Source organism: Allobaculum fili, assembly GCF_020969955.1.
In the GTDB taxonomy this organism is placed as follows: Bacteria; Bacillota_I; Bacilli_A; order Erysipelotrichales; family Erysipelotrichaceae; genus Allobaculum; species Allobaculum fili.
In genome coordinates, this window is the sequence record NZ_JAHDSX010000001.1 from 173,645 (window position 1) to 198,229 (window position 24,585).

Below are 24,585 nucleotides of genomic sequence, written 5' to 3' on the forward strand. Positions count from 1 at the left end.
AGAACAAACGGCTTGTTAGAAACAGGCTTGCTTTATCCCAGATCCGGCACATCGCCCGAGGGCATTTCGGCCAGGGGGAGCGCCAGAGTAAAGATCGAACCTTCTGGTGTATTGTCGCGGACAGTCAGCTTGCCCTGATGGGCATCGACAATCGACTTGCACAGGAACAGGCCAAGTCCCAGATAATGGTTGGAGTCCACATTTCCCTTGCTTCCGGTATAAAACAGATCGAAGATCGCCGGCTTTTCCGCATCGGGAATGCCCGGGCCCTGGTCTTCGACGTCCACGATGGCCCAGCCGTCCTGTTCATAGGCGTGCAGACGGACTTGCGTGCCGGCTGGCGTGTGGTAGATGGCGTTGAGCACCATGTTCGTGATCGCCTGTGAGATCAGACCGTGATCGGCATTGACCAGAAGCAGATCGTCATCGATATCCACCTGAAGCGGATGAGTTTCGTTGGAAATTTTCGGGAAGTCGAGGCTGGCGTCAATAATTTCGCTGATCACTTCCAGCTGCGGATGCACCGGCATCGTGCCGTTGTCCAGACGCGCTGCGGTCAGCAGGTTTTCCACCATGCTCGACAGAAGCTGCGAATCGGCTTTGATCGTACGCCAGATGTCGGAAAGGTCTTCCCGCGTCAGGAAATCCTTGCCTTCTTCCGCCGCGGTGACGTTGCCGATAATGGACGTCAGCGGCGTACGCAGATCGTGCGAGATGCCTTTAAGAATATTGGAGCGCAGCCGGTTGGATTCGGCTTCGCGCTGGATCTGTTCGAACTCTTCGGAGCGGATGCGGTTTTCCAGCGCCTGGGCGCTTTCCTGAATGATGGAATCGAGGATCATGTATTCATAGCCTTCGATCACATCCGAACCGCCGTTGATGCCGACCAGTCCGATGACGTCCCCGTCCATTTTCCAGGGAAAATACAGATAGGCTGCATCGCTGAAATAGAGGGTGTGATTGCCGGCGGCGTCCTTGATTTTTACCGCTTCGTTTTGCGCGTCCCGGTCCGCCTGGCCGATCGGCAGATGGACGGGATACATCGAACTCGACGGATAGGCGGCTGCTTCCTGAAAATCGAGACCGTCATACGGGATGAAGAGAATATCGCGGTGAATGCGTCCGGCGAGATGCGTACATACCGCGGGGATCAGCTCGCTGGTCTGTTCCGTTTCCTGAAGCAGCTGGCTGTTTTCGAGCAGCACCTGGGTGCGCCAGGACGATTTGTTGGCCTGATCGGATTCCTGATGCAGGCGCATGCCCATCGCGCCGGCGATGACCGAGGCGACAAAGGTAATCGCGAACACCAGGGTCAGATCAGTCTGGTAGTAGACGATGCTTCCGCGAGGCGACGCAAACAAAATGTTGAACAGAATAATCACTGCGGTCGACGAGAAAATCGGCCAGAACAGCGAAGTGGACGATACGGAACAGATCAGAACGCCAAGCATGTAAATCGGCGCCAGGAGCGCTTCGTCCGCACCCGTGGAATCGACCAGGAAAGCGACGACCGTCGCCGCAAAAAGAACGAGCACGGTGATCGCGAGCTGACGGAAAAACTGGCTGGTGGAAAGCTTGACCAGTCCCTGCGTCTGAATGTGCGTGCGCTCTGCACTTGGCACGGTCACGATATGCACGTCCGGAAGACTGTCCATCAGCGAAACCGCAATCGACTTGCGAAAGCGATTCAGTCCCGTCTGCCGGACTGGCCTGGTAATGACCAGCTGGCTGACGCGCTTGGACTTGCAAAATTCGACGATCTGATACACCGGGTCGGTTCCGGATAAAATTTCGATTTTGGCGCCGGCCTGCGCGGCGTAAATAATCGCGTCGTGCAGCTTGGTTTTGCGCGCTTCCGAAACGGATCGATAATACGGCGTGTCTACATACACGGCCGAAAACAGGGCGTCCTGTTTTTGGGCGAGCAGGGCTGCGCTGTCGATTGCCTGGCTGCAGGCATCGTCCGCTGTCAGAACAACAACCACATGCACATGCTTTGGCAAAGGCGTCTGTCCGATCACAGACTGCGAAAGGGCCATGAAATCACCGCCTTTCTAAACTTTCTTTTTTCCTCTTCCGCCTTTTTCCCGTTCCCCTGCTTTTTATAAAGAAGCCAAAGAGAAAGGAAAACAGGCCCTGGATGCGAAAAGAGTCCGCGCTGTCTACAGGGCATTCGCGGGCTTTTCAAAAAGATGCATCGAAAAGGTATTTGTAAAAGATGATTATCCATCCTTAACGCCATAGAGGCATTTCGAATAAGATTTGGTGCAAACAAAATGAAAAAACGAACGAAGCCGTCTGTAAAAGCGGGAAGAAACCGGACCAGTATCGGTCCAAAACGGTTATGAATATTTGAATAGTGTGATGGTATGAGTCCAGTATAGGCGAATTGACATAAAGGTGCCGTTAAGCATCGGTCAGCCGCATGGCTTTTGCGTAAAGAAAAAGCGAAAGCAGTCTTATTTGGCTGCTTTCGCCGTCTGGGCTTCCTGCGGTTTCTGAAGCACCAGAATTTTCCTGGCAAAGAGTTCATCGACCAGGACGTAGCGCATAGCCTGCCGGATCTGGCCGAGAAGCCGAATCAGGCGGAAACCTTCCGCGAACGTGAAGGCGATGATCAGAAGCAGACATACACCGGAAAAACCGGCGGGAAGGCTCGTCTGCAAAGCCGAATTGAAATAAATGCCGGCGAAACTGAGCGCGAGAATGTTCAGAATGCTGAGCGTGATCAGTCTTGGACAGATCAGCATGTTTACGGCATGGGAATACGTTTTTGTGTCTTTGGTAGTACGAAGCAGAATGATCTGCTTATAAATTGAATGCAGTTCCGGGTTTTCGGAATCGATGATCTGATGAAGCGTCAAGATCAGCTGTTCCTTCGGAATATAGCGGCGCATCGCATTAACCTCAACTTCCAGGCAGGACCTGTAAAGACGGATTGTTCTGTCTTTATCGCCCCCCCCGCGACGATTAGGGTAAACCTTTCGAGAAAGGCTTTCAAGTAAAGAGGCCGCGGCTTTCCTGCGTTTTATTTGTCCTTTTTGGTTTCTTTTTTTCTTATCGAATTTTATAAAAGTGGGCGGTGGAAATTCCCCATTTTTTCGTGCGGTAACGGTGCAGCTTTACGTAGTCATCGCGCATTTCCTTCGTGTGAAGCGTACGGATCACCACTTCTCCATCTTCATTCAGAAGTTCTGCATCGCCAAGGGCTTCCATAACGGGGTGGAAAATGGAATCGACGGTATAGGGCGGGTCCAGATAAATCCGGTCGAATTTTTCGCCTTTCCTTTTGAGCTGTTCAATCGCCAGAAAGACGTCTTTTTCCAGAAGCGTACAGTTTTTGTTTTCGAAATGGCAGGCTTTCAGATTCCGTCGAATGACATCGGCGGCCTTTTTTCCTTTTTCGACCATGACGACCCGATCGGCGCCTCTCGAGAGGGCTTCGAGCCCCATGGAGCCGGAGCCGGAAAACAGATCGAGAAAGGAACTGCCGGGAATATCAAACTGCCAGATGTTGAAAAGAGCCTGACGAATTTTATCCGTAACGGGCCGGGTATCCAGACCTTCGGGCGCTTCAATGATTTTGCCGCGCGCCGAACCGGAAATTATGCGCATAAGCTATCACCTGCTTTCTCTCTCCTGCTTTTTTCACGGCTTGCGATCGTATAAAAGAAAAGGCAAGCCGGCGCAGGGAACGCTTGAAATTCCTGTCGCCTTTCCTCTTTGTATCGTATCACACGTGCCCGTATAAAAAGGAATAGGGCTTTTTCCGGCCGGAAAGGTCCGCTTAGTCTATCCCAATTGCGAAAACGCTTCCATCCAGGCGGCCAGTTTGGATAGAAAATTGTCCTGTTCTGATGATTCTCGTTATAAAATTCTTATATTTTTTTCTACGACTAGTGGAATTGAAAATCCGCGATCACAATGGAAGTATCAAAGGATTGCCAGAAATAATGCCGCATAAAGGAGGCGATGACATGAATTCAAGGATCCTTCAGAAACATCTCGAAAGCAGGCTGATCATTCTTGTAAATGTCTGCGCCGCAAATCAGAAGCAGGATGACGGACTGATCTATGAAATTCTGACCGATACCCATATGGACGATCAGAGCCGTCTGAACTACATTGCGCAGATCGAATGCCGGCTGCCGCAGATCCGGCTCATGCCCTGCAAAAACGAATGGAGCCTGAACTCCCGCTACGCAGAAGAAAGCGAAGAAAGCGACACCGCCTGGCAGCAGGTGCGCGCCATCGCCATCTCGACCAAGGGCGATGAACACGGACTTGACTGTCTGACGTGCCAGAAAATCGCGAAAGCCTTAAGCTGAAACGCAGCGTCCGGCTCACTCGGGCAGCATCCATGAATCACCCATGAATCACCCATGAATCACCCATGAATAATGAAACGCTTCACAGGCAGATTTGGTCTTTTTTCCAGACGGTAAGAACAGTTCACCTTTTCTGGAAAGAAGATCCGATCTGCTTTTCTTTGCGCAAAAGGGAGCGGCTTTCGCATTGACGCGAAGAGCGGATACAATAGACAAGGCAGGAAAGTCCCGAATTCATACAAAGAATCGGGGAACATGCGAGTAAAACGAAACTACGCGTTAAGACGAAAGAGGGGTAAATAAATATGGAACAGTACAGAACCGTTCGTTCCCGGTATGATCAGCTTCCGCTCGATGTGGTCGAAGTCATTCCGGAAAACGGGGTAAAAGCCATTGTTCAGATCGTTCACGGCATGCAGGAACACAAGGAACGCTACCTGCATTTCATGGAATTTCTGGCGTCCAATCATATCGCCTGCGTAGCCGCCGATCATCGCGGCCATGGAAAATCCATTCGCGCTGAGCTCGACCTGGGCTATTTTTATGACAGTACGGCGACGGCGATTGTTGAAGATCTGGATGCGGTCAATGCCGATCTTCGCGAGCGCTATCCAGACGTTCCCTTTTTCATGATCGCCCATTCCATGGGAACCCTCTGCGCCAGAAAGTATCTCAAGACGCATGACGAAGAACTGGACGGACTGATTCTGTCTGGACCAGTCTGGAGAAATCCGAAAGCAAAAGCCGGGCGGATGCTGGTGGATGTGCTCAGCCGTCTGTACGGGGATCGACACATTTCCAAACGTGTCGCCGGAATGGTCGAAGGCGCGTTTGATCAGGGAATTGAAGGCAATCAGACCAACCGCTGGCTCAGTACGGATACCGATGAAGTGGAAATGTTTAATAACGACCCGCTCTGCGGCAATCCCTTTACGCTGAACGGCTATCGAAATCTTCTTGTCATGATCGAAGAAGTGTACTCACCCAAAGGCTGGCAGATGAAAAACAAAAGCCTGCCGATTCTGTTTGCGGCCGGAGAAAACGATCCGGTGATCGGATCGCCAAAGGCGTTTGAAGAACAGAAAAAGGATCTGATGGCGCGCGGATATACGCATGTCCGCTCAAAGCTGTATCCGCAGATGCGGCATGAAATTCTCAATGAAATCAACCGCACGCAGGTTTACGAAGATTTTTATCATTTTTTAAATCGCATTCTGGAAGAAAAGAAAAAAGCTGCCGGGGCAGAAAAGGAGAAGAGCAATGATTGAAGTTGGAATGATTGGTTTTGGAAAAATGGCGCAGGCGATCGCAGCCGGATGGCAAAATGCCGGCCTGCTCGATCGAATTCATGTGCAGGCGTATGCGCCGCATTATGACAAGCTCTGCCGCAACTGCAAAACATACGACGTAACGCCGATGAAGACGCTCCACGAGCTTTGCGAGGCAAGCCATGTGATTATCCTTGCCTGCAAGCCCGCGCAGGTCGAAGGCGTCCTGAGCGAATGCCGCGACTGGGTCGACGGCAAGCTCGTCATCTGTCTGGCCGCTGGAATCAATCACGAAAAGCTGGACGCCTGGCTGCCGTATGCGGCGCACGTATCGGTAATGCCGAACACCGCCATGATGGTTCAGGTCGGCTGCCTGATCGTGGAAGAACCGAACACGATGAGCGAACGAGATACAAAGGTTCTTGAAGACCTGTTCGAGCCGCTCGGCTCGATCGTTCCGGTTCCGGCAGCCCTCTTTGGCATTGCCGGAACTATTTCCGGATGCGGCCCGGCCTTTCTCGGTCTCTTTGCGGAAGCCCTCGCGGATGCCGGTGTGAAGTACGGTCTGCCGCGCGCAACAGCAGCGTCTCTGGCTGCCCGCACCGTGTATGGAGCCGGAGCTATGCTGAGTCTGAATGAAATGGAACCGGCTGTCTTTAAAAATGAAATCTGCTCGCCGGGCGGAACGACCATTCGCGGTATCGTCACTCTGGAAAAAGACGGATTCCGCAAAGCGGTGATCGAGGCGATCGAAGCCATCGAGGAAAAGAAGTAGGAAATCGAAGCCGAAAAACAAATACAAACGAAAGCCAGCGCAGATCTGTCGTCGGGAAACGACGAAGCTGCGCTGGCTTTTCTAGTTCAGTGTATCGAATTGTAAGCGTCTGGTTTTCGGATTTACGTGATCTGCTTTCCGCTCTATCCATTGGACGTTCCGCCGATTTCTTTTGGCAAAGAGGACGATTGGGTGGAACTGGAAGAATCTGCGGAATCCGTCTGGGAATCCGGCTCTTTGAGCGGATTTTCCTGCTGCCAGAGCTCGACGCTGATCGTGTCGCCCTTATGCAGTGCCGTGCCTTCCGGGACGGACTGGGAGGCAACTTTGCCGGATCCGCTGACTTTGACCTGAATGTTGGTCAGCTGCCAGAAGGCAGTCACATCCTTGAGCGTCCAGCCGGTCATATCCGGCATGACAATTTCATCGCCGTTCGTCATTAAGAGAACGCGGTCCTGCGAATTGACCGTGGAATCCGCTGCCGGATACTGACCAATAACGGTATCGCCATTGCCCAGAATCAGGGATTTCAGACTCATTTCGCCCAGTTTCTGTTCGGCATAGCTGCGCGTGTGGCTGGTCAGCGTCGGCATGGTCCAGGACGTCCAGGTACTCTGATCTGCCGAATCGGACTGCTCATTGTCATAGTTGACGCCGGCAGTCTTCAGTGCGGCTTTCATGATGTCCTGGAAGTAGCTTCCCGAATAGTTCAGATAGTTCGGCCCCTGCATGCCCCAGAAAACCATCACCTGCGGATCGTCGGCAGGAGCGGCGCCCATGACGGTCGATGTGTAGTTGGTTTTGTCATAGCCGCCAATATTCGGATTGTAAATTTCACCCGTACCGGTCTTGATTGCAATGTCGATGCCGTCAATGGTGAATCGCTCACCGGTCATGCCGGCATCGCCGACATGGACCATGAGCTGACGGACTTTCTGTGCCGTTTGGGCTGAAATCGGATGGCCGGTGCATTCCGGAGAAAACTGTTCGATGACCTCGCCGGTATCGCTGTCGAGGATGGAGTCCACAAGATAGGGCTTCATCATTTTTCCATCGTTGAAGATCGCGGTATACGCCTGACAAAGTTCCAGGGCGGTCAGCGAAGAGGCCTGACCAAAACCAGTCGAAAGGTAGTCGGTGGCCTGCGAATAGTTGCCGACCCCGGTCAGTTCGTTAATGAACGGAGAGCCGACGGGCTTATACAGACCGAAGGCGTCGAGATAGCTGGCAAACGTCTGCTGATCGAGGTAATTGGTCAGCAATTCGCAAATCGCGATGTTAGAGGAGTGTGCAAGACCATCCGCAAAGGTCAGCGTACCGTAGTCTGTGCCCAGCGCATCGTTAATCGGCGGATACTGCGTTTCGGCCTGACTGCCGACGCGGGTGATCTTGTTTGTGACCGGATCGACGGTGTAGTAAAACGATCCGGCGCGATAGTAAGTATCTTCTGAGGGATAGACGCCGGAGTCGATGGCAGCTGCGTAGACGAGCGGCTTTACAACGGAACCTGGCTCGAAGAGAGCCTGCGAAATGTTGTCGGCGGTTTCCGGCAGAACGAGGTGTGTGTTCTGGTCATAGGTCGGATAGGAACCCCAGCCGAGAATCTTGCCGGTTTTTACCTCGACGACAATGGCCCACGCCTGGGAAGCATTGGATTCATTCATGGTTCTGGAAAGAACCGATTCGATCGTTTCCTGGAGGTTCAGATCAAGGGTCAGCTTGACTTTGTCGCCGTTTTCGCTTTCGCGCAAAATCGTTTCGCTTCCTGGCAGGATCTGGTCAGCCTGCGTAGCAGTGTACTGACGCAGCCCGTTCTTGCCGCTCAGATAGGCGTTCATCGTCTGTTCGAGCCCGAAGCGGCCGGTGATCGTACCGGTGTTGTCATCGTTGGTCGCAAAGCCGATGGCCTGCGAAGAAAGCGGCGTGGTCGGATAGGTACGGCGAACGTCTTCGATAAAGCTCATGCCGGGAATTTTCATGGATTCGAGGCGGAGTTTCTGTTCTTCCGTAATGCGTTTTGTGCCGGTACCCAGCTCAATCTGCGAGTAGCCGTTTTCCTGCGCGTTTTTCAGACGCTTGAGAATATCGTCTTCGTCAATGACGTCGCCAAGGACATCCTTGAGCGCCTTGGCGAACGCTTCGGGATCTTCGACGTACGCGTCGACGAGCTTGGCGTCCGCTGCTTCCAGAGCGGCCTGTACCTGTTCGCTCTGCCCGCTGGCCTTGCCCTGACTGATCAGGTTATCGCGCTGGCCCTGGATAATCTGGTCATCGCGTTCTTTTTCGTCCGGAGTACGGTTGTCGAAGTTGGCTGCGATGGTGTAGGCCTTGGCGGACGTGGCGATGATCTGATTGTTTCGATCGACGATGTCGCCGCGCGATCCGGAAATCGTCTGGGTGATTACCGAATTTCGAACGGCGGGGTTCAGCACGCTGTATCCGGTCCACAGATGCTGCTTGCTGATCATGGTCATGCCGACAGCACTGACGGATACGGCAATACAGAGAAAAAACACAACGCCCATCAGGCGAATGCGCGAGTCAAAGGTTAAGATTCCCCGTTTTTTCTTTGGGGATGCCTCAGGCTTTTTTCTGGCTGCAGGTTTGTTTTCTTTTTTATTGCGGGCCATGGCAGCCTCCTTTCGTATGGTAGATGGATACTCTCTTTTCTTTTTTTCAGTACGCCGATATGGGGCTTTCCAAAGGAAAGAGAGGAGATGTTTTCGTGAATAAAATATTCCGCCCTACAGAATAAACCGATTTTTCAAAACGACCTTAAATCTTACAAAACGTGCAGGATCTGCAGGGTGATTTTTTTTGGAGCGCTCTGCGCAAGCGGCAGAGCAGTATGCGTACAGGGAAGATGAATACGTGCAAGGAAGATAAATAGCAGAAGAAAAAAAGGAAAGAGCAGCTGGAACGCTCTGAGTGACAGAGAATTGTCAGCTGCTCTGCAAGGTACAAAACAGAAATTGAAGCTAAAGCAGTTCCGGTTACTTGGAATAGTAGTAAACGTTGGCCTGGTTGTCTGAAACCTGACCTTCAAGCATTCCAAGTACTCGGGACTTTTCTTCGAGCTGAGCGATTTCGGTCTGCAGATCGGAAATCGCCGTATTTTTTTCATTAATCTGCGAAACGAGTGCCTGGTTTTCCACCGATTTTGTCGTACTCATCTGACGAACGAAAAGACGGGTGGTTAAAGCACCGATACCGGTGATCACAGCACATGCGATGATGAGCTTTTTCCAGAACCCATACTTGTTCTTCGATCGCAGAGCGCGTTTATGCGTTTTCTTCCTTGTCTGCAATTCGTTCAACTCCCCTTAATTTTGCGCTGTGCGCGCGATTGTTTTCTTCAAGCTCTTCTGCCGTAGACTGAATCGGTTTTCTATTGATTAAGCGATATTCCAGTTCTTCATCCCCTGCGATTGGAATGCGCCGATTCACTTTTTTGGGCAGTGCAGCCGCCGCGAACGCCTGCTTGACTATGCGGTCTTCAAGAGAATGGAAGGTAATCACAGCCATTCGGCCGCCGACTTTCAGTCTTCGCAGTCCCTGTTCAAGCGCACTGCGCAGCTGCGGAAGTTCGCGGTTGACCTCCATGCGAAGCGCCTGGAAGGTCTGTTTGGCCGGATGGCCTTTTTTCTTCAGAACAGCGGCGGGCAGAGCCTGCCGAATGAGATCGCTGAGCTGAAAGGTTGTTTCGATCGGCGCTACTTCTCGAGCCTGAAGAATCGCGTTGACAATGCGATTCGCATTGGGCTCTTCGCCGTATTCCCGCAAAACACGAAGAAGTTCTTCGCGGGAATAGGTATTGACGATACAGGCGGCGTCCAGAGTCTGGCTCTGGTCCATTCGCATGTCCAGACGGGCATCGAATCGATAGGAAAAGCCGCGTTCGGGATCGTCAAACTGCGGAGACGATACGCCAAGATCCATGAGAATTCCGTCTACTTTTCCGACGTGCAGCCGGTCAAGTTCGCGGTCCAGATCTTCAAAAGGCGCGTGAATCAGCGTGAACCGATCGGAGATGGCTTCCAGCCGAGGCCGGCTTTCATCAATCGCCTGCTGATCCAGATCGAAGGCGTAGAGGTGACCGTGCGGAATTCGCTTGAGAATTTCGCTCGAATGACCGCCGCGTCCAAGGGTGCAGTCGATATAAATGCCGTCTTCACGGATTTCCAGCAAATCGATCGATTCTTTAAGAAGCACGCTGATATGTTCCATTCCAAAACCTCCGGACTAATCGAGAAGTCCGGTCAGATTTTCTGCAAACTTCTCATAGGACGGAAGCATTTCGTCCTGAAGAGCAAGCCAGCGTTCCTTGGCCCAGATCTCCACGTGGTTAGCAACACCGATAACGTAACATTCCTTCACCAGTCCAGCTTCGGCGATCAGAGAAGCGGGAATCAGGATGCGTCCCTGTGCATCGGGTTCCACTTCGGTCGCTTTGGCCATGAAAAAACGCATGAACATGCGTGCGTCCGGATTGGTAGAAGGGAGGGAGGAATATTTTGTGTACACGCTGGTCCATTCTTCAAGCGTGTAGACATTGAGGCAGCCGTCCATGCCGCGAGTGACGTAAACGCGCTCGCCAAGTTCTTCACGGAATTTAGCGGGCATGATCAACCGCCCCTTACGGTCGATGTTGTGCGTGTATTCGCCCATGAACATGTGTCATCACCCCCACTTTCTGACACAACTTCCTACTTTGTAGGTGCATTATACCCCCTGCACCCTCTTTTCTCAATTCAAATCCCAAAACGGGACAAGATTAAAAGAAAGAGTCAAAAATTAAAGACCTTTAAAATTGGCTTTAAATAAAGCCTGAAAAAGTGCTTGACAAATTTAGAAAAAGGGAAAGTGGGACAAAATGGCGGGAAAGAGCCGCTTTTGACCACACTTTCCCACCGCAAGGCAGAAACGGTTCCAAAACGGGCGCAAAAAGGCAGAAAAAAGACCCGCTTTTTCCAAATTGAACGAAGCGGACGAAAGCCAGAAAACGACAGAGCAGAAGGAAAGTGGAAGCGGATCAAAACAGCTTTTCCTCAGAAACGGATCGTTTTTGGGAGCGCCGGATTAAGGATTGACGCGCAATGCCTGCTGATGCGGCCAAAAGGCTCTGTTTTCCTTTTGGCATTTTGCTCAATATGACCAGACTGTATTTTTCCTCGAGTCGTACAATTCAGATAAGCCATACAGAATTGTTCTGCCCGCGGATAACGAGCAGAAGCAGAAAGGATGGAAGACTGAATATGAAAATCGATTTTTCAAAACCATTAAGCGATCAGCAGAAAGAAAAAGTTCAGAAAGTACTCGATGCGCAGGGAGATCCTGTTCAGACGGCGATCCAGATGAATGAAAATCCAGATGACATTTACGTCTGGACGATGCAGGAACTCGAGGAAGAACGCCAGAGTCTGAATGCGAAAGCAAAGGAAGGCATGACTCCCGAACTGATGCACGGAATCAATCGTCTTTTTGAAAAGGAAACCAGTCTGCGCAAAGCCTGGGAAGACTGGAAAAAAGAACAGCCAAATCGAAAATAGATACTCTCTTCATTCAATAAGAGCTGCATAGGAAAGCGGAGAAATTTCGCTTGCAGGACCAGTTTGATCAATCCAAAAAAATAATCGCCTTTTTCCAAAGACAAAGTGCTTTCTGTCGAAAGGACAGGAATCCCGAAGTCTGGAAGAAGGCGAATTTTATTTCTCAATAGATATTCAGATGCCGGAAATATTCAGAGGCCTATCAGAGAAGCAGCTGCTCCGGAACGAAACGTATAAAAGAAAGAATCCTCGTGGCGAAGTATTTGAAATAATAGGTTAATCAGTTATTCAAACAGTTAAAATGTCGAAATTCATTCTTGAAAGCCGTTATGAGGATGTACACTGTAAAAGTAATGCATCACGCAAAGCGAGCTATTCGAAAAAGCGCAAAAAAAAAGAGCACGATGCTCTCAAATGTGAATACGGCTCCGGTTAAGGATCCTTATCTGAACTCGCTTTGTAGGTTTACTGTAACGCAACACCATTTGTCCGTCAAGAAAGGAAATGAAGTATGAATGGAGATTATTACATTGGGCTTGACCTGGGAACAAGTTCCGTTGGCTGGGCGGTAACAGATCCGGATTATCATTTGCTGCGAATTCGGGGTCACGATGCTGCAGGTGTTCGGCTGTTCGAAGAAGGAAAAACAGCTGCGGATCGAAGGCTGAGCCGAGGAGCCAGACGTCGAACAGACCGGATGCAGGCACGGATTAAGTATGTGCGCAGATCGCTGTCTCCTTTGATCGACCGCGTAGACCCTGATTTCTATCTTCGCAGAGAGGAAAGCATGCTCTGGGAAGAAGATAAAACGTCGAAAGAAAAGTACTCGATCTTTGGGAAAAATGGGATGTCTGATTCCGAATTCTATAAAAAATATCCGACAGTTTCCCACCTCATTGTCGATATGATTCGTCATCCGGAAAAGCATACGGATCCACGAGAATATGCGATTGTGATCGAACAGAAATTCAAGCACAGAGGCAATTTCCTGCTCAATGGAAAATTCGATGATACATCTGCCGATTTCGATGAAATGTATAAGCAGTTTGCAGACTGTGTAAATGAAACGTGGCAGGACACAGAGGATGGAGTCTCCTCGCACGTTGATTTCCCAGCTTCTGAGTCCGTAAAAGAGATTCTTACCGACAAGAACAAGTCGATCAGCGAAAAATCCAGCAAGCTCATTGACTTATTCATGAAGGACTCTTCCTCCAGAAAATGGACCAAAGAAGAGAAAAATCGAATAAAAGCAATTCTTGGACTTCTCTGCGGTAAAAAGGAAGATTTGTTTAAAATCTGGCCTGAACATCCGCTGCGGACAGAAGAACAGAAGAGCTTTTCGATTTCCTTACGCGAAAAAGATCTTGAAGAGTCAATCCAGGAAATTGCGGATCGTCTCACCGAACCCGAAATAGAACTGCTCGAATCCATTGCGCAGATTTTTGACTGGCAGCAGCTGGAATCGATTTTGAAAGATCGAAGCGGTCAGACTTGTTCGTATCTTGCGGAGGCGAGAGTCAGCCAGTATGAGCAGCATCGCGAGGATTTACAACAGCTGAAAAAGCTTCTTAAGGCTGCGGATAAAAAAGCGTTTAATGCGTTTTTCCGTGAATATCCCGCCAAGCCGGATAACTATTCTGGCTATGTCGGCTCTGTGAATTCATCGAGCGCAGGCAAGAAAAGAGGAGCCAAGATCACGCAGGATGATTTTTACCAGGGGGTAAAGAAAGTTCTGAAAAAGCTGGATTTCAAAGAATTATCAGAATCTAATAAAGCGGAACTGGAAGAGATGAAGCAGGATATCCTTCATAAAATTGAACTCAATCAGTTCATGCCAAAGCAGATGACCAGCAAAAACGGGGTTATCCCAAATCAGGTTCATCTGAAGGAACTGAATAAGATTCTTGAGAACGCTTCGATGATCTTCCCCGAATTTCGTGAAAAAGATGAATCCGGGTACACACTTGCCGAACGTCTTTCCATGCTCTTTTCATTTCGCATTCCGTACTATATTGGACCGCTTGGTCAGGGAAAAGAGTCTGGCACGTCATGGGTAGTCTGGAATGAAAATCAGACCGCTGGACCAGTGTATCCATGGAATATGGAACAGAAGATTAATCAGGAAGCAACCTCGCGAGCGTTCATTCACCGAATGCTTCGGACGTGTACGTATCTTCCTGAATACCAGGTGCTGCCGGATCATTCTTTGCTGTACGAAAAATTCAAGGTTCTCAATGAGCTGAATAATCTGAAGATCGATGGAAATCCTCTCACGCCTGAGCTTAAGCAGCGACTGTACGAGAGTGAATTCCTGAAAGGGAAAAAAGTTACCCAGAAGAAAATTCGAAAATTCCTCGTTGAAGCCCAGCTAATGGATCACGAACAGGCTGCCGAAGCTGTGATTTCTGGAATCGATGGAGACTTCATAAATAAACTGGGAACAGAACGATTCTTTTGCGAAGTGCTGGGAACGGAACGGCTTAATGACTCCCAAAGAGCAATGGCGGAAAAAATTGTCTACTGGTCCACTATTTACGAAGAGGGCGGTTCCTTTTTGAAAAAAGCAATCTGCTCAGAATTCCCGGAATTAACCCCTAAACAGATTAAGCGGATTCTTGGAAATCGATTCAACGGCTGGGGAAGATGCTCAAGAGAATTCCTCGAAATGGAAGGAACGGATTCTCAAGGAAACGAATCGACAGTAATGGGATTCCTCTGGTCGACAAACGATAATCTAATGCAGGTTCTGAGCGATAAGTATTCATTCCGGAAGACAATTGCCGAAAACGCTGCTAAAGAACAGAAATCGCTTTTTGAAATCAGCCATGAGGATCTGGATGGACTTTACCTGTCTGGACCTGTTAAACGGATGATCTGGCAAACGATCAGAATTCTCCGCGAAATCACAGGTCTGATGGGAAAGGCGCCTAAAAAAGTGTTTGTCGAAATGGCGAGGGAGAGTCAGGAAAAAGGAAAGCGGACAGTATCCCGAAAGAATCGATTCAAAGAGCTGTATAAGTCGATTAAAGATGATACCCATCACTGGCTTTCAGAAATTGAAAACATGGAAGAGAGTCTGCTTCAAAGAAAAAAGGTCTATCTTTATCTGACTCAGCAGGGACGCGATGCCTACACTGGTCAGCCAATTGATTTTGAAAAACTGCTCCAGACAAACAGCGAATATGATATTGACCATATCTACGCACAGCGCTGGGTAAAAGATGATTCTCTCGAAAACAATCTTGTGCTCACCAACAAACAAACGAACAGCGATCTGAAGAAAGATCGATATCCTTTGCCTCTGGAAATTCAGGCGAAAATGACGCCTCTGTGGAAACAGTGGCTGAAGGCGGGTCTGATTACGCAGGAAAAATTCAATCGCTTAACAAGAAGAACCGGATTCACAGATGATGAACTGGCAGGTTTTATCAATCGTCAGCTGGTAGAAACCCGTCAGGGTACGAAAGTTCTCGCTGCGATTCTTAAACAGACATCTCCAGATACTCAGATCGTGTATTCGAAAGCGTCGAATGTCAGCGCCTTCCGAAAACAGTTTGAGATTCCTAAGATCAGAGATTTGAACAATCTCCATCATGCGGTCGATGCTTATCTCAATATCGTAGTCGGAAATGTATTCTCTGTTCGCTTTACCGATAGCCCCGTTCGCTTTGTTAAAGAATTCAGAGACGGTACGCAAAAATATAATTTGAAAAAGCTCTATGACTACCCGGTAACGCGCGGATCAGAATCTGCATGGGTTCCAGGAGAAGCAGGAACAATCGCCACAGTAAAAAGAGTCGCCTTTAAAGGAACTCCGCTGGTTACCCGCCGAACGGTTTCTAATCGCGGATCGCTTAGCGATGTGCAGCTTTGCCCAGCCGAAGAGAGAAAAGAAGGAACCTACTATATTTCCAGAAAACGAGATGCAGCGGATCCAGGCAAGTATGGATACTATGACAAGGTCCGAGGGGCAACGTTCTTCCTGGTCGAATGTCAAATAAAAAATAAAAGGGAACGAATGATTTTGCCGCTGACTCTCGTGGATAAACAGAGATACACAACAAAGGAAGAATTGGATATCTATTGTCGCGACATTCTGCATCTGGAAGCTCCTTCTGTGAGATTGATGAATATCCATCCCAAAAGTCTCCTTCGTATCAATGGGTATCCATTGATGCTGACAGGAAGATCTGATGTGCGCCTCATCTTCCAAAATGCAGTTGAACTGATTTTGCCGGCAAAGGATCAGATCTATCTTTCAAAAGCAATTTGGCCAGACAATAATGGGGAATATAAATTCTATTTAAAGTCGGTTTCCAAAAGAAGAAATATTGAGCTCTATGATTCACTGATTGCAAAATTTTCTTCACCGATTTTTGAGAAAATCCCTCGAGCTTTTGCCGAAAACACCATTTCTAAAAAACTGGAAAGCGCACGCCCTGCCTTTGTAAGTCTCTCGGAAAAAGAGCAAATTGAAGTGCTTTATAAGATTCTAAAGTCTTTTAACTCTTGGAATGATGAGTTTGCAAAAGACCATAGTGAATTCAGATTTTTGCCTGATCCTCGTCTGGGCCGAAACTTGTCCACTTGGCGAAAACAGACAGGCGATAAGAATAAAAACGCGGGCGAATGTGTTCTTGTGCTGCAATCGGTAACAGGGCTGTTCTCCAGAGAAATTGACTTGATGAAAGTATGAGCTGGAGAACAGTAGTCATCAGTTCAAATTCAAAACTGGATTTCCAGATGAATTATCTCGTTGTTCGAAGCAATGAGATTCAGAAGGTGTTCCTGGATGAGATAGCGGTGCTGATGATTGAGAGTACTGCCGTATCTATGACTGCTTACCTTCTGAATGAACTTATGAAAAGAAAAATCAAAGTGATTTTCTGTAATGAGAAGAGGCAGCCGGCTGGAGAACTCATCCCCTATTACGGATCGCATGATTCGAGCCGAAAAATCTATGAGCAAATCAATTTCAACGAATATGTCATGGATGATGTATGGCGAGAAATTATTAAAGAAAAGATACTGAATCAGGCAAAATTACTGGCCAGACTGGAATTGAAAGACAGGCAGCTTCAGCTGGAAACTCTGGCTCAGGAAATAGAGCCTGGTGATCCGACAAATCGAGAAGGACAAGCGGCAAAAGTGTATTTCAACGGTTTGTTTGGCACAGATTTCTCACGGAGAGAAGATACGGGCAGAAATGCGGCTTTAAATTATGGATACGCAATATTATTAGCGGCAGTCGATCGAGAAATATCGGCAAATGGCTATCTAACACAGCTAGGCATATCACATTGCAGTTCAGTGAATGCATATAATCTGGGATGTGATCTGATGGAGCCGCTGCGAGTGCTGATAGATTATTTAGTCGTGAAAAATCGGATCATTAGCTTTGGCAGCCGCGAAAAGCAGATCCTTTTAAGCTTACTATCACTGCCAGTTCGGGTAGCAAATCGTTCTGAAAAACTGATTAACGGGTTAGGAATCTATATCCGAAGCGTTTTCGAAGCGTTACAAACAGCAGACTGCAGCCGTATCCGCTTCTGCGAATTCGATCTGGAGTTGGGAATGGATGATTAACCGTTATATGAGAGTGCTTGTTATGTACGATCTGCCCATGGTCTCTCCAAAGAATCGCAAAGATTATCGGATATTTCGTACGAACTTGTTGAAAGGAGGTTTCTTTATGATGCAGGAAAGCATTTATGTGAAACTGGTGCAAAATCAGCAAGCGGCTGATGCAGCAATTTCCTATGTCAAAAAAGTAAAGCCTCCTGATGGATTGGTCCAAGCGCTCGTAATTACTGAAAAGCAGTATGCGAGAATCATATACATTCTTGGAGAATCAGTTTCGGATACAGTTTCGTCAATCGAGAGCGTGGTGATTCTGTGAGTTTAATGGCTTACTCGCCCTTCGGAATATCTGAACAGCTTTCTGAAAATCAGCCTTTAACGATTTGCTTGGAGAATCCAGCTCACTTCAGAAAGTTTGTAAAAGATCTTAACGATTTTTGCGACGGAATATCTGAGGAATTTGCGTTTTTGGATGGAGAAGGATCCAAATGGATTTCTCCATCTGAAATCCAAATAATCAGCAATCCGAGCTCTGTCGATTTTAACTCTCGACAGGTTTCCAATGCAGTTATAAAAGAAGCACGTCAGATATGTCAGGTTTATGAATTAGTCACAACAGAGATGCTGGCCACTTTTGGGCGGTTCTCGGAAGCTGTGATGGAAAAACTGCCATATCTGACAATCGCTTCAGATTTTAACGGGGATATTAATGGCTTTTTGAAGCTCTGCAACTTCCATTTTTCCCCAAATTTAGCCGGCGAAGATGATGTGAGCGTAATCCAGGAATGGATTAAAATCAGTTCGCAGCTTCTTCGCGACCGGCTGATGGTATTTCTCCATCCCAGTTCTTTTTACACAGAGACAGAATTGGACGAGATTGTTAAAACCTCCATACAGACAAAGATCGTCCTGCTCTTTATAGAATCAGCAGATGAAAAAGCGTATCCCAACGAAAATGTTTTAACTATTGATTCCGACCTTTGCCTGATCAAGAAAAGCAGGATAATAAGATAGAAGCTCGGTGAAGATGCTCTAAAAAGATTGTTTTATCAAACAAAATATTCTTTTTGAGGTCTGAGAGCTTTGTAATTTCAGAAGGCTGATCGCCGCTGAAAGCCTGCTTATTGTCGTAGACCACGTCTGAGAGCTTTGTAATTTCAGAAGGCTGATCGCCGAAAACGGAAGCTGGGTTGCGGGATGTCCCGTCTGAGAGCTTTGTAATTTCAGAAGGCTGATCGCCCAAAGACGCGGCTGGGAAACTGTCGAATCTGTCTGAGAGCTTTGTAATTTCAGAAGGCTGATCGCCCAAAGGCATGGGCGCCATGCTCAAGCAGGCGTCTGAGAGCTTTGTAATTTCAGAAGGCTGATCGCCAGCCCGAACCGCTGGCGTGCCGTTAGCAAGGTCTGAGAGCTTTGTAATTTCAGAAGGCTGATCGCCATTTCAATGCCCGGATGGCCTGCTCATTCAGTCTGAGAGCTTTGTAATTTCAGAAGGCTGATCGCCTCATTCAAATTTTAACAGAAAGGAATTCATGTCTGAGAGCTTTGTAATTTCAGAAGGCTGATCGCCCGAAATACCCGCCGACCGGGTACCTCTTGGGTCTGAGAGCTTTGTAATTTCAGAAGGCTGATCGCCTGAGAGAGAAATGGATAGGCACTTCCCGCGGTCTGAGAGCTTTGTAATTTCAGAAGGCTGATCGCCCTTTGATTTTGACGGGTTCGAGACGGTGTAGTCTGAGAGCTTTGTAATTTCAGAAGGCTGATCGCCCAAAGGCATGGGCGCCATGCTCAAGCAGGCGTCTGAGAGCTTTGTAATTTCAGAAGGCTGATCGCCAGCCCGAACCGCTGGCGTGCCGTTAGCAAGGTCTGAGAGCTTTGTAATTTCAGAAGGCTGATCGCCCAAGGACGTAGCCTTTTGCCACATCCTCAGGTCTGAGAGCTTTGTAATTTCAGAAGGCTGATCGCCCCACCATCAGCCAGTCGCCGACAGACCCTTGTCTGAGAGCTTTGTAATTTCAGAAGGCTGATCGCCCGAATCCATGTCGTGGCGGTCTGTAGGTCAGTCTGAGAGCTTTGTAATTTCAGAAGGCTGATCGCCGTTGTTTCCGCGCCCCAGTTCTTAATAATTGTCTGAGAGCTTTGTAATTTCAGAAGGCTGATCGCCTATTACGGGCATACCGATACCAGCCTGGCGGTCTGAGAGCTTTGTAATTTCAGAAGGCTGATCGCCTCGTTCATGACTCTGTGAAGGGTGGTGCTGGTCTGAGAGCTTTGTAATTTCAGAAGGCTGATCGCCAAAAGCATCCCGTGCAGTCGTTCCCCTCTGGTCTGAGAGCTTTGTAATTTCAGAAGGCTGATCGCCAAAAGCATCCCGTGCAGTCGTTCCCCTCTGGTCTGAGAGCTTTGTAATTTCAGAAGGCTGATCGCCTTGTCATTCTCATTCCCTCTCTTCGATCGTGTCTGAGAGCTTTGTAATTTCAGAAGGCTGATCGCCTTCGATCACTACCTGTGAATCGTCGATCCAGTCTGAGAGCTTTGTAATTTCAGAAGGCTGATCGCCCCGGAGAATAGCCGGCACCGCGCGCATTTGGTCTGAGAGCTTTGTAATTTCAGAAGGCTGATCGCCTTCGATCACTACCTGTGAATCGTCGATCCAGTCTGAGAGCTTTGTAATTTCAGAAGGCTGATCGCCCCGGAGAATAGCCGGCACCGCGCGCATTTGGTCTGAGAGCTTTGTAATTTCAGAAGGCTGATCGCCTTCGATCACTACCTGTGAATCGTCGATCCAGTCTGAGAGCTTTGTAATTTCAGAAGGCTGATCGCCCCGGAGAATAGCCGGCACCGCGCGCATTTGGTCTGAGAGCTTTGTAATTTCAGAAGGCTGATCGCCAGAAAGTATGAGCGCGCTGGAAGCCGCCAAGTCTGAGAGCTTTGTAATTTCAGAAGGCTGATCGCCGCAGTGCTGCCAAACGCGAAACATTTGTATGTCTGAGAGCTTTGTAATTTCAGAAGGCTGATCGCCGATGACCGTCAACGGTCAGCAGTTCCGACTGTCTGAGAGCTTTGTAATTTCAGAAGGCTGATCGCCTTGGGTACAGAACATACTGGAGCTTTGCAGGTCTGAGAGCTTTGTAATTTCAGAAGGCTGATCGCCTTTAAACGCCAGGTTAAACTGATCGATGGTGTCTGAGAGCTTTGTAATTTCAGAAGGCTGATCGCCAGTCACTGAGTTCCCCTCCCAATACGCGGTGTCTGAGAGCTTTGTAATTTCAGAAGGCTGATCGCCGCAGTTCAGACGCAGCAGATCGCAGAGCTTGTCTGAGAGCTTTGTAATTTCAGAAGGCTGATCGCCAGTCTCGCTTGAGGATAACCTGGCTTAAGTGTCTGAGAGCTTTGTAATTTCAGAAGGCTGATCGCCAAAACTCATCATGACGGCAACTGCGGTCGTGTCTGAGAGCTTTGTAATTTCAGAAGGCTGATCGCCACGCCAGCGGTTCGGGCTTTCCGTTCCTCTGTCTGAGAGCTTTGTAATTTCAGAAGGCTGATCGCCCTTGACTTCTGGAATCGTGCGCTCGCACGAGTCTGAGAGCTTTGTAATTTCAGAAGGCTGATCGCCTTCTCTTTTTCGTCGTCCGGCGTTTCGTCTGTCTGAGAGCTTTGTAATTTCAGAAGGCTGATCGCCTTCCCGGTACTCAGTCTTCTGTATGTACTGGTCTGAGAGCTTTGTAATTTCAGAAGGCTGATCGCCGTTGTAACTTTCGGATCTGCCCGTTTCACTGTCTGAGAGCTTTGTAATTTCAGAAGGCTGATCGCCCTCTGTGTCGATTTCTATGGACGCAGATTCGTCTGAGAGCTTTGTAATTTCAGAAGGCTGATCGCCGCACGTAAATCGTTCCGGTAAGAGTGCCTTGTCTGAGAGCTTTGTAATTTCAGAAGGCTGGTCGCCACGGGAGAAATCGGTGGAAGCTGAGCGTAAGTCTGAGAGCATTGGGATTTCAGGAGGACAGTAATCAAACCAATTCACTTGCCTGGAAATTTCTAAGAAGTATTTTGAGTAATTGTTTCTAAACAAAATAGACAGAATATTTTCCAATGGCTTTTTGCCTTAGAACTGTTTTGATCATACCGAATAGAATTATTCCTTTACGCTATGCACGATGATAAGTTGTTTATTAAGACAGATATCAATTGGGTGTGCTCGACAGTTAGCAAGTTAAAAAATGCAGATTTGGAACAGAACTAGATGATAAGTAGAAACTGGTAGATAAATATAAGGGAGGGCTTGTTCTGAATATGCCATTTAAATCGAACGGAAAAACGTCAGACTGTTCACATCAAACTAAGCTCTATCCACCGCCATTGACGTCAGAATTCATGAGAAAAATCCCTGAGCTCACAACTGCAGAGGTTTTGGAACCCATGCACGATGAAAAAAAGCAAAGCCGACCAACGCGACGACAGATTCAGCAGATGCTTTTGATATTAGTTGCTCTGTGTGCAGCATGTGCGCTCGGCTACCTTATGTTTGGAAGAACTTGCATTTTTCAGATTGCCTTTGGCATGCCGTGTCCAGGCTGCGGAATGCTCCACGCATTTTTCTCTCTGCTGACATTTCATTTTTATGAAGCGACAATTTATAATCCGGCGATCTGGATCTGGATTCCATTTGTCCTGTGCACAATTTTTGCCTGGTGGACCGGCAGATTGAAAGAGAACTGGTTTTTAGTTTTATTTGGATTTGTCACCGCAATCACGATTGGAATTTATATTTTTCGGATGATTACAGTTTTTCCGGCGTGGCCGATGGATTCCTATGCAGGAAATCTGCTAGGACGGGCAGTCGCGCTATTCAGATAGCCGTTATGGAAAGGCAGATTTGTAATAAATGGAAGAAGAGCCTTGGATGATCCAGGGCTTTTTCCATTTGCGAGCCTTCACACAGCGGAAGCCAGTTGGATTGGAGAATGGCGAATAAAGTTTTGAAAATTTTCAGGGAATGTTAAAAAGGCGGCACAAAGCGCCCGATACAATGGAATCAGGAATAGGGATCTGCTTAAAAAATACATTTTACGAATACAGGAACAATCCAAATTCTCAATTCGCATAAACTTGGAAAGGAGATTTTCAGCATGAAAAAGAAATCCGCTTTTATTCTGCTTTCAGCCTGCCTGGCGTGTGTCGGATGCACAACTGCACCTCAGAAGGGCAGTTCTGAATCTTTACAAAATGAAAATTCTGCACAGCAGCCAGCCGCAGTTGTTCAGCTTTCGGATCAGCAGAAAGCTTCGCTTTTCACCTTTTCCTGGAATTTATTTAACGAGCTTTATGAGGATGGAAAAGACGCGCTAGTCTCCCCGCTTTCCGCCTATTTCGCGCTGGGCATGGCGGCGCAGGGTGCTGATGGGAAGACGCTTGAAGAAATCGAAAAAACGCTGGGAACAGACGTAAAGACGATGCGCGAATTATCGGCGAGCGCGATTCAGTCCGCAGAAGGCGAAAACAGACAATTGCAAATAGCCAATTCGATCTGGGTCAAAGATACAGAGCTCGATTCTTCCTATCTGGATGTTCTGAAAGAGGACTATGATGCGGAAGGCTTCGAGTCGGCGTTCGATTCAAAAGCGGCGGATCAGATTAATGACTGGGTCAGTCAGAAAACGGATGGACAGATTTCTAAGATGGTCGATTCCAGCGAGATTGAATCGCTCAGTCTGCTTTTGCTGAACGCCATAAATTTTGACGCAAAATGGCAAACCTCATACGAGTCGGAAGATATTACGCGCTTCACTTTCACGGCCGCCAGTGGCGAAAGTCAGGAATGCGACGCAATGCTAAGCATCGAAGATCAGTATGTGGATGCGGGCAGCGTCCACGGATTTATGCGCCCTTATGAAGGCGGACGCTATGCGCTTTGCGCGCTCATTCCCAAAGATGAGCAGAAGACGATCGATGAAGCCCTTCAGAAAATCGACAGCAGTGGACTCGAAAAGGCGATTCAGACTCCGCAGCAGCGGGATGTGCACGCCACAATGCCGCCATTTGAAGTGGAAAGCGCCTTTTCTTTAAAGGACGCCCTCCAGAAGCTGGGTATGGATCTGCCTTTCAGCGATCTCGCGGATTTCTCAGGGATGTCTAAATCCACGAAATTGAAGATCGGCGCTGTAAATCAGAAAAGCCGCCTTTTGCTGAATGCCCAGGGAACAAAAGCGGCCGCGGCGACCGATGTCGGGATGGTTGAAGAGTCGGCTCGTGTCGAGGAAGATCCAATTTATATTGCCTGCAACCGGCCGTTCCTCTATTTGATTGTGGATATCGAAACCGGAACCCCCGTTTTCATAGGCATTCAGAATTCAATACCAACTGAATCTGCAGGCTTGAAGTAGAAAACGGTAAAAAGGGGGAGAGCGATTCTCAGACGTTCCTCTGTATTCTTCAAACTGCGAAAAGACGGCTTCGTCGAACGTTTCTGAAATTCGATGAAACCGCCTTTTTCGTATCGTTTAGGCGCTGCGCACTCTGAACATTTCTCGTCATTCAAAAGTAAGTGTCAAACAATCGACGGGTATACGCGAGACTGAATATTAGATACGCTAAACGGGATCCCTTTCGAGATCCCGCTTGGCGTATTTTTTATTCTTCATCGTTTTCTTCATACTTCGGATCCGGTCCACGGTATCCAATTCGAAGATATTCAGGTAAATCCTTTGAATACGGCAGAAGTGACTTCAATACATCTACCGCGATTTCATCGTCTTTGAACCATTTGAGTTCATCCAGAACGTACTCCATGTAGCGCTCTGGATTTAAGTCGTTCATTTCAGCCGATCGAAACAAAGTCATAAACGCTGCGACGACTTCCGCACCTTTGATACTCTTCGTAGTCTGGAAGTTTTTGCGATTGATCACGAATGGCTTTACGGCTCTTTCTGCCACATTATTGTCGATCGGATAATCACCGTCTTCCAGGTACCTTCCCAACGAGTTCGCTCGATCCATGAAGTACTTGGCTGCTCTGTAGGCGGTGCTTCTTTCCTCGAATCCACTCTGAATCTCCATCATGACTCTTGTGAGTCTTTCAAAGCAGG

Annotated in this window: 19 protein-coding genes and 1 CRISPR repeat array; of the genes, 11 read left to right on the forward strand and 8 right to left on the reverse strand. The window is 48.3% G+C overall.

The annotated features are described in order from the left end of the window. Nucleotides 1-32: 32 nt before the first annotated feature. The 3 genes from Afil_RS00665 to rsmD form a co-directional block, all read right to left on the reverse strand. The gene (locus tag Afil_RS00665) at nucleotides 33-2,039 is read right to left on the reverse strand and encodes an ATP-binding protein (RefSeq protein WP_230266599.1); all 2,007 of its coding nucleotides are present in this window, start codon (nucleotides 2,037-2,039) and stop codon (nucleotides 33-35) included. A gap of 420 nt (nucleotides 2,040-2,459) precedes the next feature. After that, nucleotides 2,460-2,897, reverse strand: coding sequence for a hypothetical protein (locus tag Afil_RS00670; RefSeq protein ID WP_230266600.1), 438 nt, complete (start codon nucleotides 2,895-2,897; stop codon nucleotides 2,460-2,462). 160 nt (nucleotides 2,898-3,057) lie between these two features. Continuing rightward, complete coding sequence (rsmD, locus tag Afil_RS00675) at nucleotides 3,058-3,615, reverse strand: 16S rRNA (guanine(966)-N(2))-methyltransferase RsmD (RefSeq protein ID WP_230266601.1); 558 nt, start codon at nucleotides 3,613-3,615, stop codon at nucleotides 3,058-3,060. Nucleotides 3,616-3,977: 362 nt separating this feature from the next. Here rsmD and Afil_RS00680 point away from each other — a divergent pair, with 362 nt between their 5' ends. The 3 genes from Afil_RS00680 to proC all read left to right on the forward strand — a co-directional run bounded on the left by Afil_RS00680 (nucleotide 3,978) and on the right by proC (nucleotide 6,371). Next, nucleotides 3,978-4,328, forward strand: coding sequence for a hypothetical protein (locus Afil_RS00680; RefSeq protein WP_230266602.1), 351 nt, complete (start codon nucleotides 3,978-3,980; stop codon nucleotides 4,326-4,328). A 305-nt stretch (nucleotides 4,329-4,633) separates the two neighbouring features. Continuing rightward, nucleotides 4,634-5,596: an alpha/beta fold hydrolase gene (locus Afil_RS00685; RefSeq protein WP_230266603.1), complete on the forward strand. Its 963-nt coding sequence runs from the start codon at nucleotides 4,634-4,636 to the stop codon at nucleotides 5,594-5,596. Next, a complete protein-coding gene (gene proC / locus Afil_RS00690; protein WP_230266604.1) occupies nucleotides 5,589-6,371 on the forward strand; it encodes a pyrroline-5-carboxylate reductase in 783 nt (260 codons plus the stop codon). The genes Afil_RS00685 and proC overlap by 8 nt, the downstream gene beginning before the upstream one ends. A gap of 143 nt (nucleotides 6,372-6,514) precedes the next feature. Here the strand turns inward: proC and Afil_RS00695 are convergent, their stop codons facing one another. The 4 genes from Afil_RS00695 to mraZ form a co-directional block, all read right to left on the reverse strand. Continuing rightward, complete coding sequence (locus Afil_RS00695) at nucleotides 6,515-9,001, reverse strand: penicillin-binding protein (protein ID WP_230266605.1); 2,487 nt, start codon at nucleotides 8,999-9,001, stop codon at nucleotides 6,515-6,517. Between the two features lie 363 nt (nucleotides 9,002-9,364). Then, nucleotides 9,365-9,679, reverse strand: coding sequence for a PilN family protein (locus tag Afil_RS00700; RefSeq protein ID WP_230266606.1), 315 nt, complete (start codon nucleotides 9,677-9,679; stop codon nucleotides 9,365-9,367). Next, nucleotides 9,654-10,598 carry a 16S rRNA (cytosine(1402)-N(4))-methyltransferase RsmH gene (rsmH, locus tag Afil_RS00705; RefSeq protein ID WP_230266607.1) on the reverse strand — a complete coding sequence of 315 codons (945 nt, stop codon included), beginning with the start codon at nucleotides 10,596-10,598 and terminating at the stop codon, nucleotides 9,654-9,656. Before rsmH ends, Afil_RS00700 begins: the two co-directional genes overlap by 26 nt. 15 nt (nucleotides 10,599-10,613) lie before the next feature. Then, nucleotides 10,614-11,045, reverse strand: coding sequence for a division/cell wall cluster transcriptional repressor MraZ (gene mraZ, locus Afil_RS00710; RefSeq protein WP_230266608.1), 432 nt, complete (start codon nucleotides 11,043-11,045; stop codon nucleotides 10,614-10,616). Nucleotides 11,046-11,210: 165 nt separating this feature from the next. Between mraZ and Afil_RS00715 the strand changes: the two genes are divergently transcribed. The 8 genes from Afil_RS00715 (at nucleotide 11,211) to Afil_RS00750 (ending at nucleotide 23,883) form a co-directional block, all read left to right on the forward strand. Further along, complete coding sequence (locus Afil_RS00715; RefSeq protein WP_230266609.1) at nucleotides 11,211-11,525, forward strand: hypothetical protein; 315 nt, start codon at nucleotides 11,211-11,213, stop codon at nucleotides 11,523-11,525. A 101-nt stretch (nucleotides 11,526-11,626) separates the two neighbouring features. Next, entirely contained in the window at nucleotides 11,627-11,920 is a 294-nt protein-coding gene (locus Afil_RS00720) for a hypothetical protein (RefSeq protein WP_230266610.1), read from the forward strand. Between the two features lie 511 nt (nucleotides 11,921-12,431). Then, the gene (cas9, locus tag Afil_RS00725; protein ID WP_230266611.1) at nucleotides 12,432-16,616 is read left to right on the forward strand and encodes a type II CRISPR RNA-guided endonuclease Cas9; all 4,185 of its coding nucleotides are present in this window, start codon (nucleotides 12,432-12,434) and stop codon (nucleotides 16,614-16,616) included. Further along, complete coding sequence (gene cas1 / locus Afil_RS00730) at nucleotides 16,613-17,506, forward strand: type II CRISPR-associated endonuclease Cas1 (RefSeq protein WP_230266612.1); 894 nt, start codon at nucleotides 16,613-16,615, stop codon at nucleotides 17,504-17,506. Before cas9 ends, cas1 begins: the two co-directional genes overlap by 4 nt. A 7-nt stretch (nucleotides 17,507-17,513) precedes the next feature. Then, the gene (gene cas2, locus Afil_RS00735; RefSeq protein WP_255658113.1) at nucleotides 17,514-17,819 is read left to right on the forward strand and encodes a CRISPR-associated endonuclease Cas2; all 306 of its coding nucleotides are present in this window, start codon (nucleotides 17,514-17,516) and stop codon (nucleotides 17,817-17,819) included. 5 nt (nucleotides 17,820-17,824) lie between these two features. Further along, nucleotides 17,825-18,514 carry a type II-A CRISPR-associated protein Csn2 gene (csn2, locus tag Afil_RS00740; protein ID WP_230266621.1) on the forward strand — a complete coding sequence of 230 codons (690 nt, stop codon included), beginning with the start codon at nucleotides 17,825-17,827 and terminating at the stop codon, nucleotides 18,512-18,514. A gap of 58 nt (nucleotides 18,515-18,572) precedes the next feature. Next, nucleotides 18,573-21,446: direct repeats of the CRISPR family, unit length 36 nt; unit sequence GTCTGAGAGCTTTGTAATTTCAGAAGGCTGATCGCC. 428 nt (nucleotides 21,447-21,874) lie between these two features. Continuing rightward, nucleotides 21,875-22,357 (forward strand): DUF2752 domain-containing protein, encoded by a 483-nt coding sequence (locus tag Afil_RS00745; RefSeq protein WP_230266613.1) that lies wholly within the window; start codon nucleotides 21,875-21,877, stop codon nucleotides 22,355-22,357. 272 nt (nucleotides 22,358-22,629) lie between these two features. Then, the gene (locus tag Afil_RS00750; RefSeq protein ID WP_230266614.1) at nucleotides 22,630-23,883 is read left to right on the forward strand and encodes a serpin family protein; all 1,254 of its coding nucleotides are present in this window, start codon (nucleotides 22,630-22,632) and stop codon (nucleotides 23,881-23,883) included. A gap of 247 nt (nucleotides 23,884-24,130) precedes the next feature. Here the strand turns inward: Afil_RS00750 and Afil_RS00755 are convergent, their stop codons facing one another. Next, entirely contained in the window at nucleotides 24,131-24,559 is a 429-nt protein-coding gene (locus tag Afil_RS00755) for an IS66 family transposase (protein ID WP_242745063.1), read from the reverse strand. Nucleotides 24,560-24,585 lie beyond the last annotated feature (26 nt).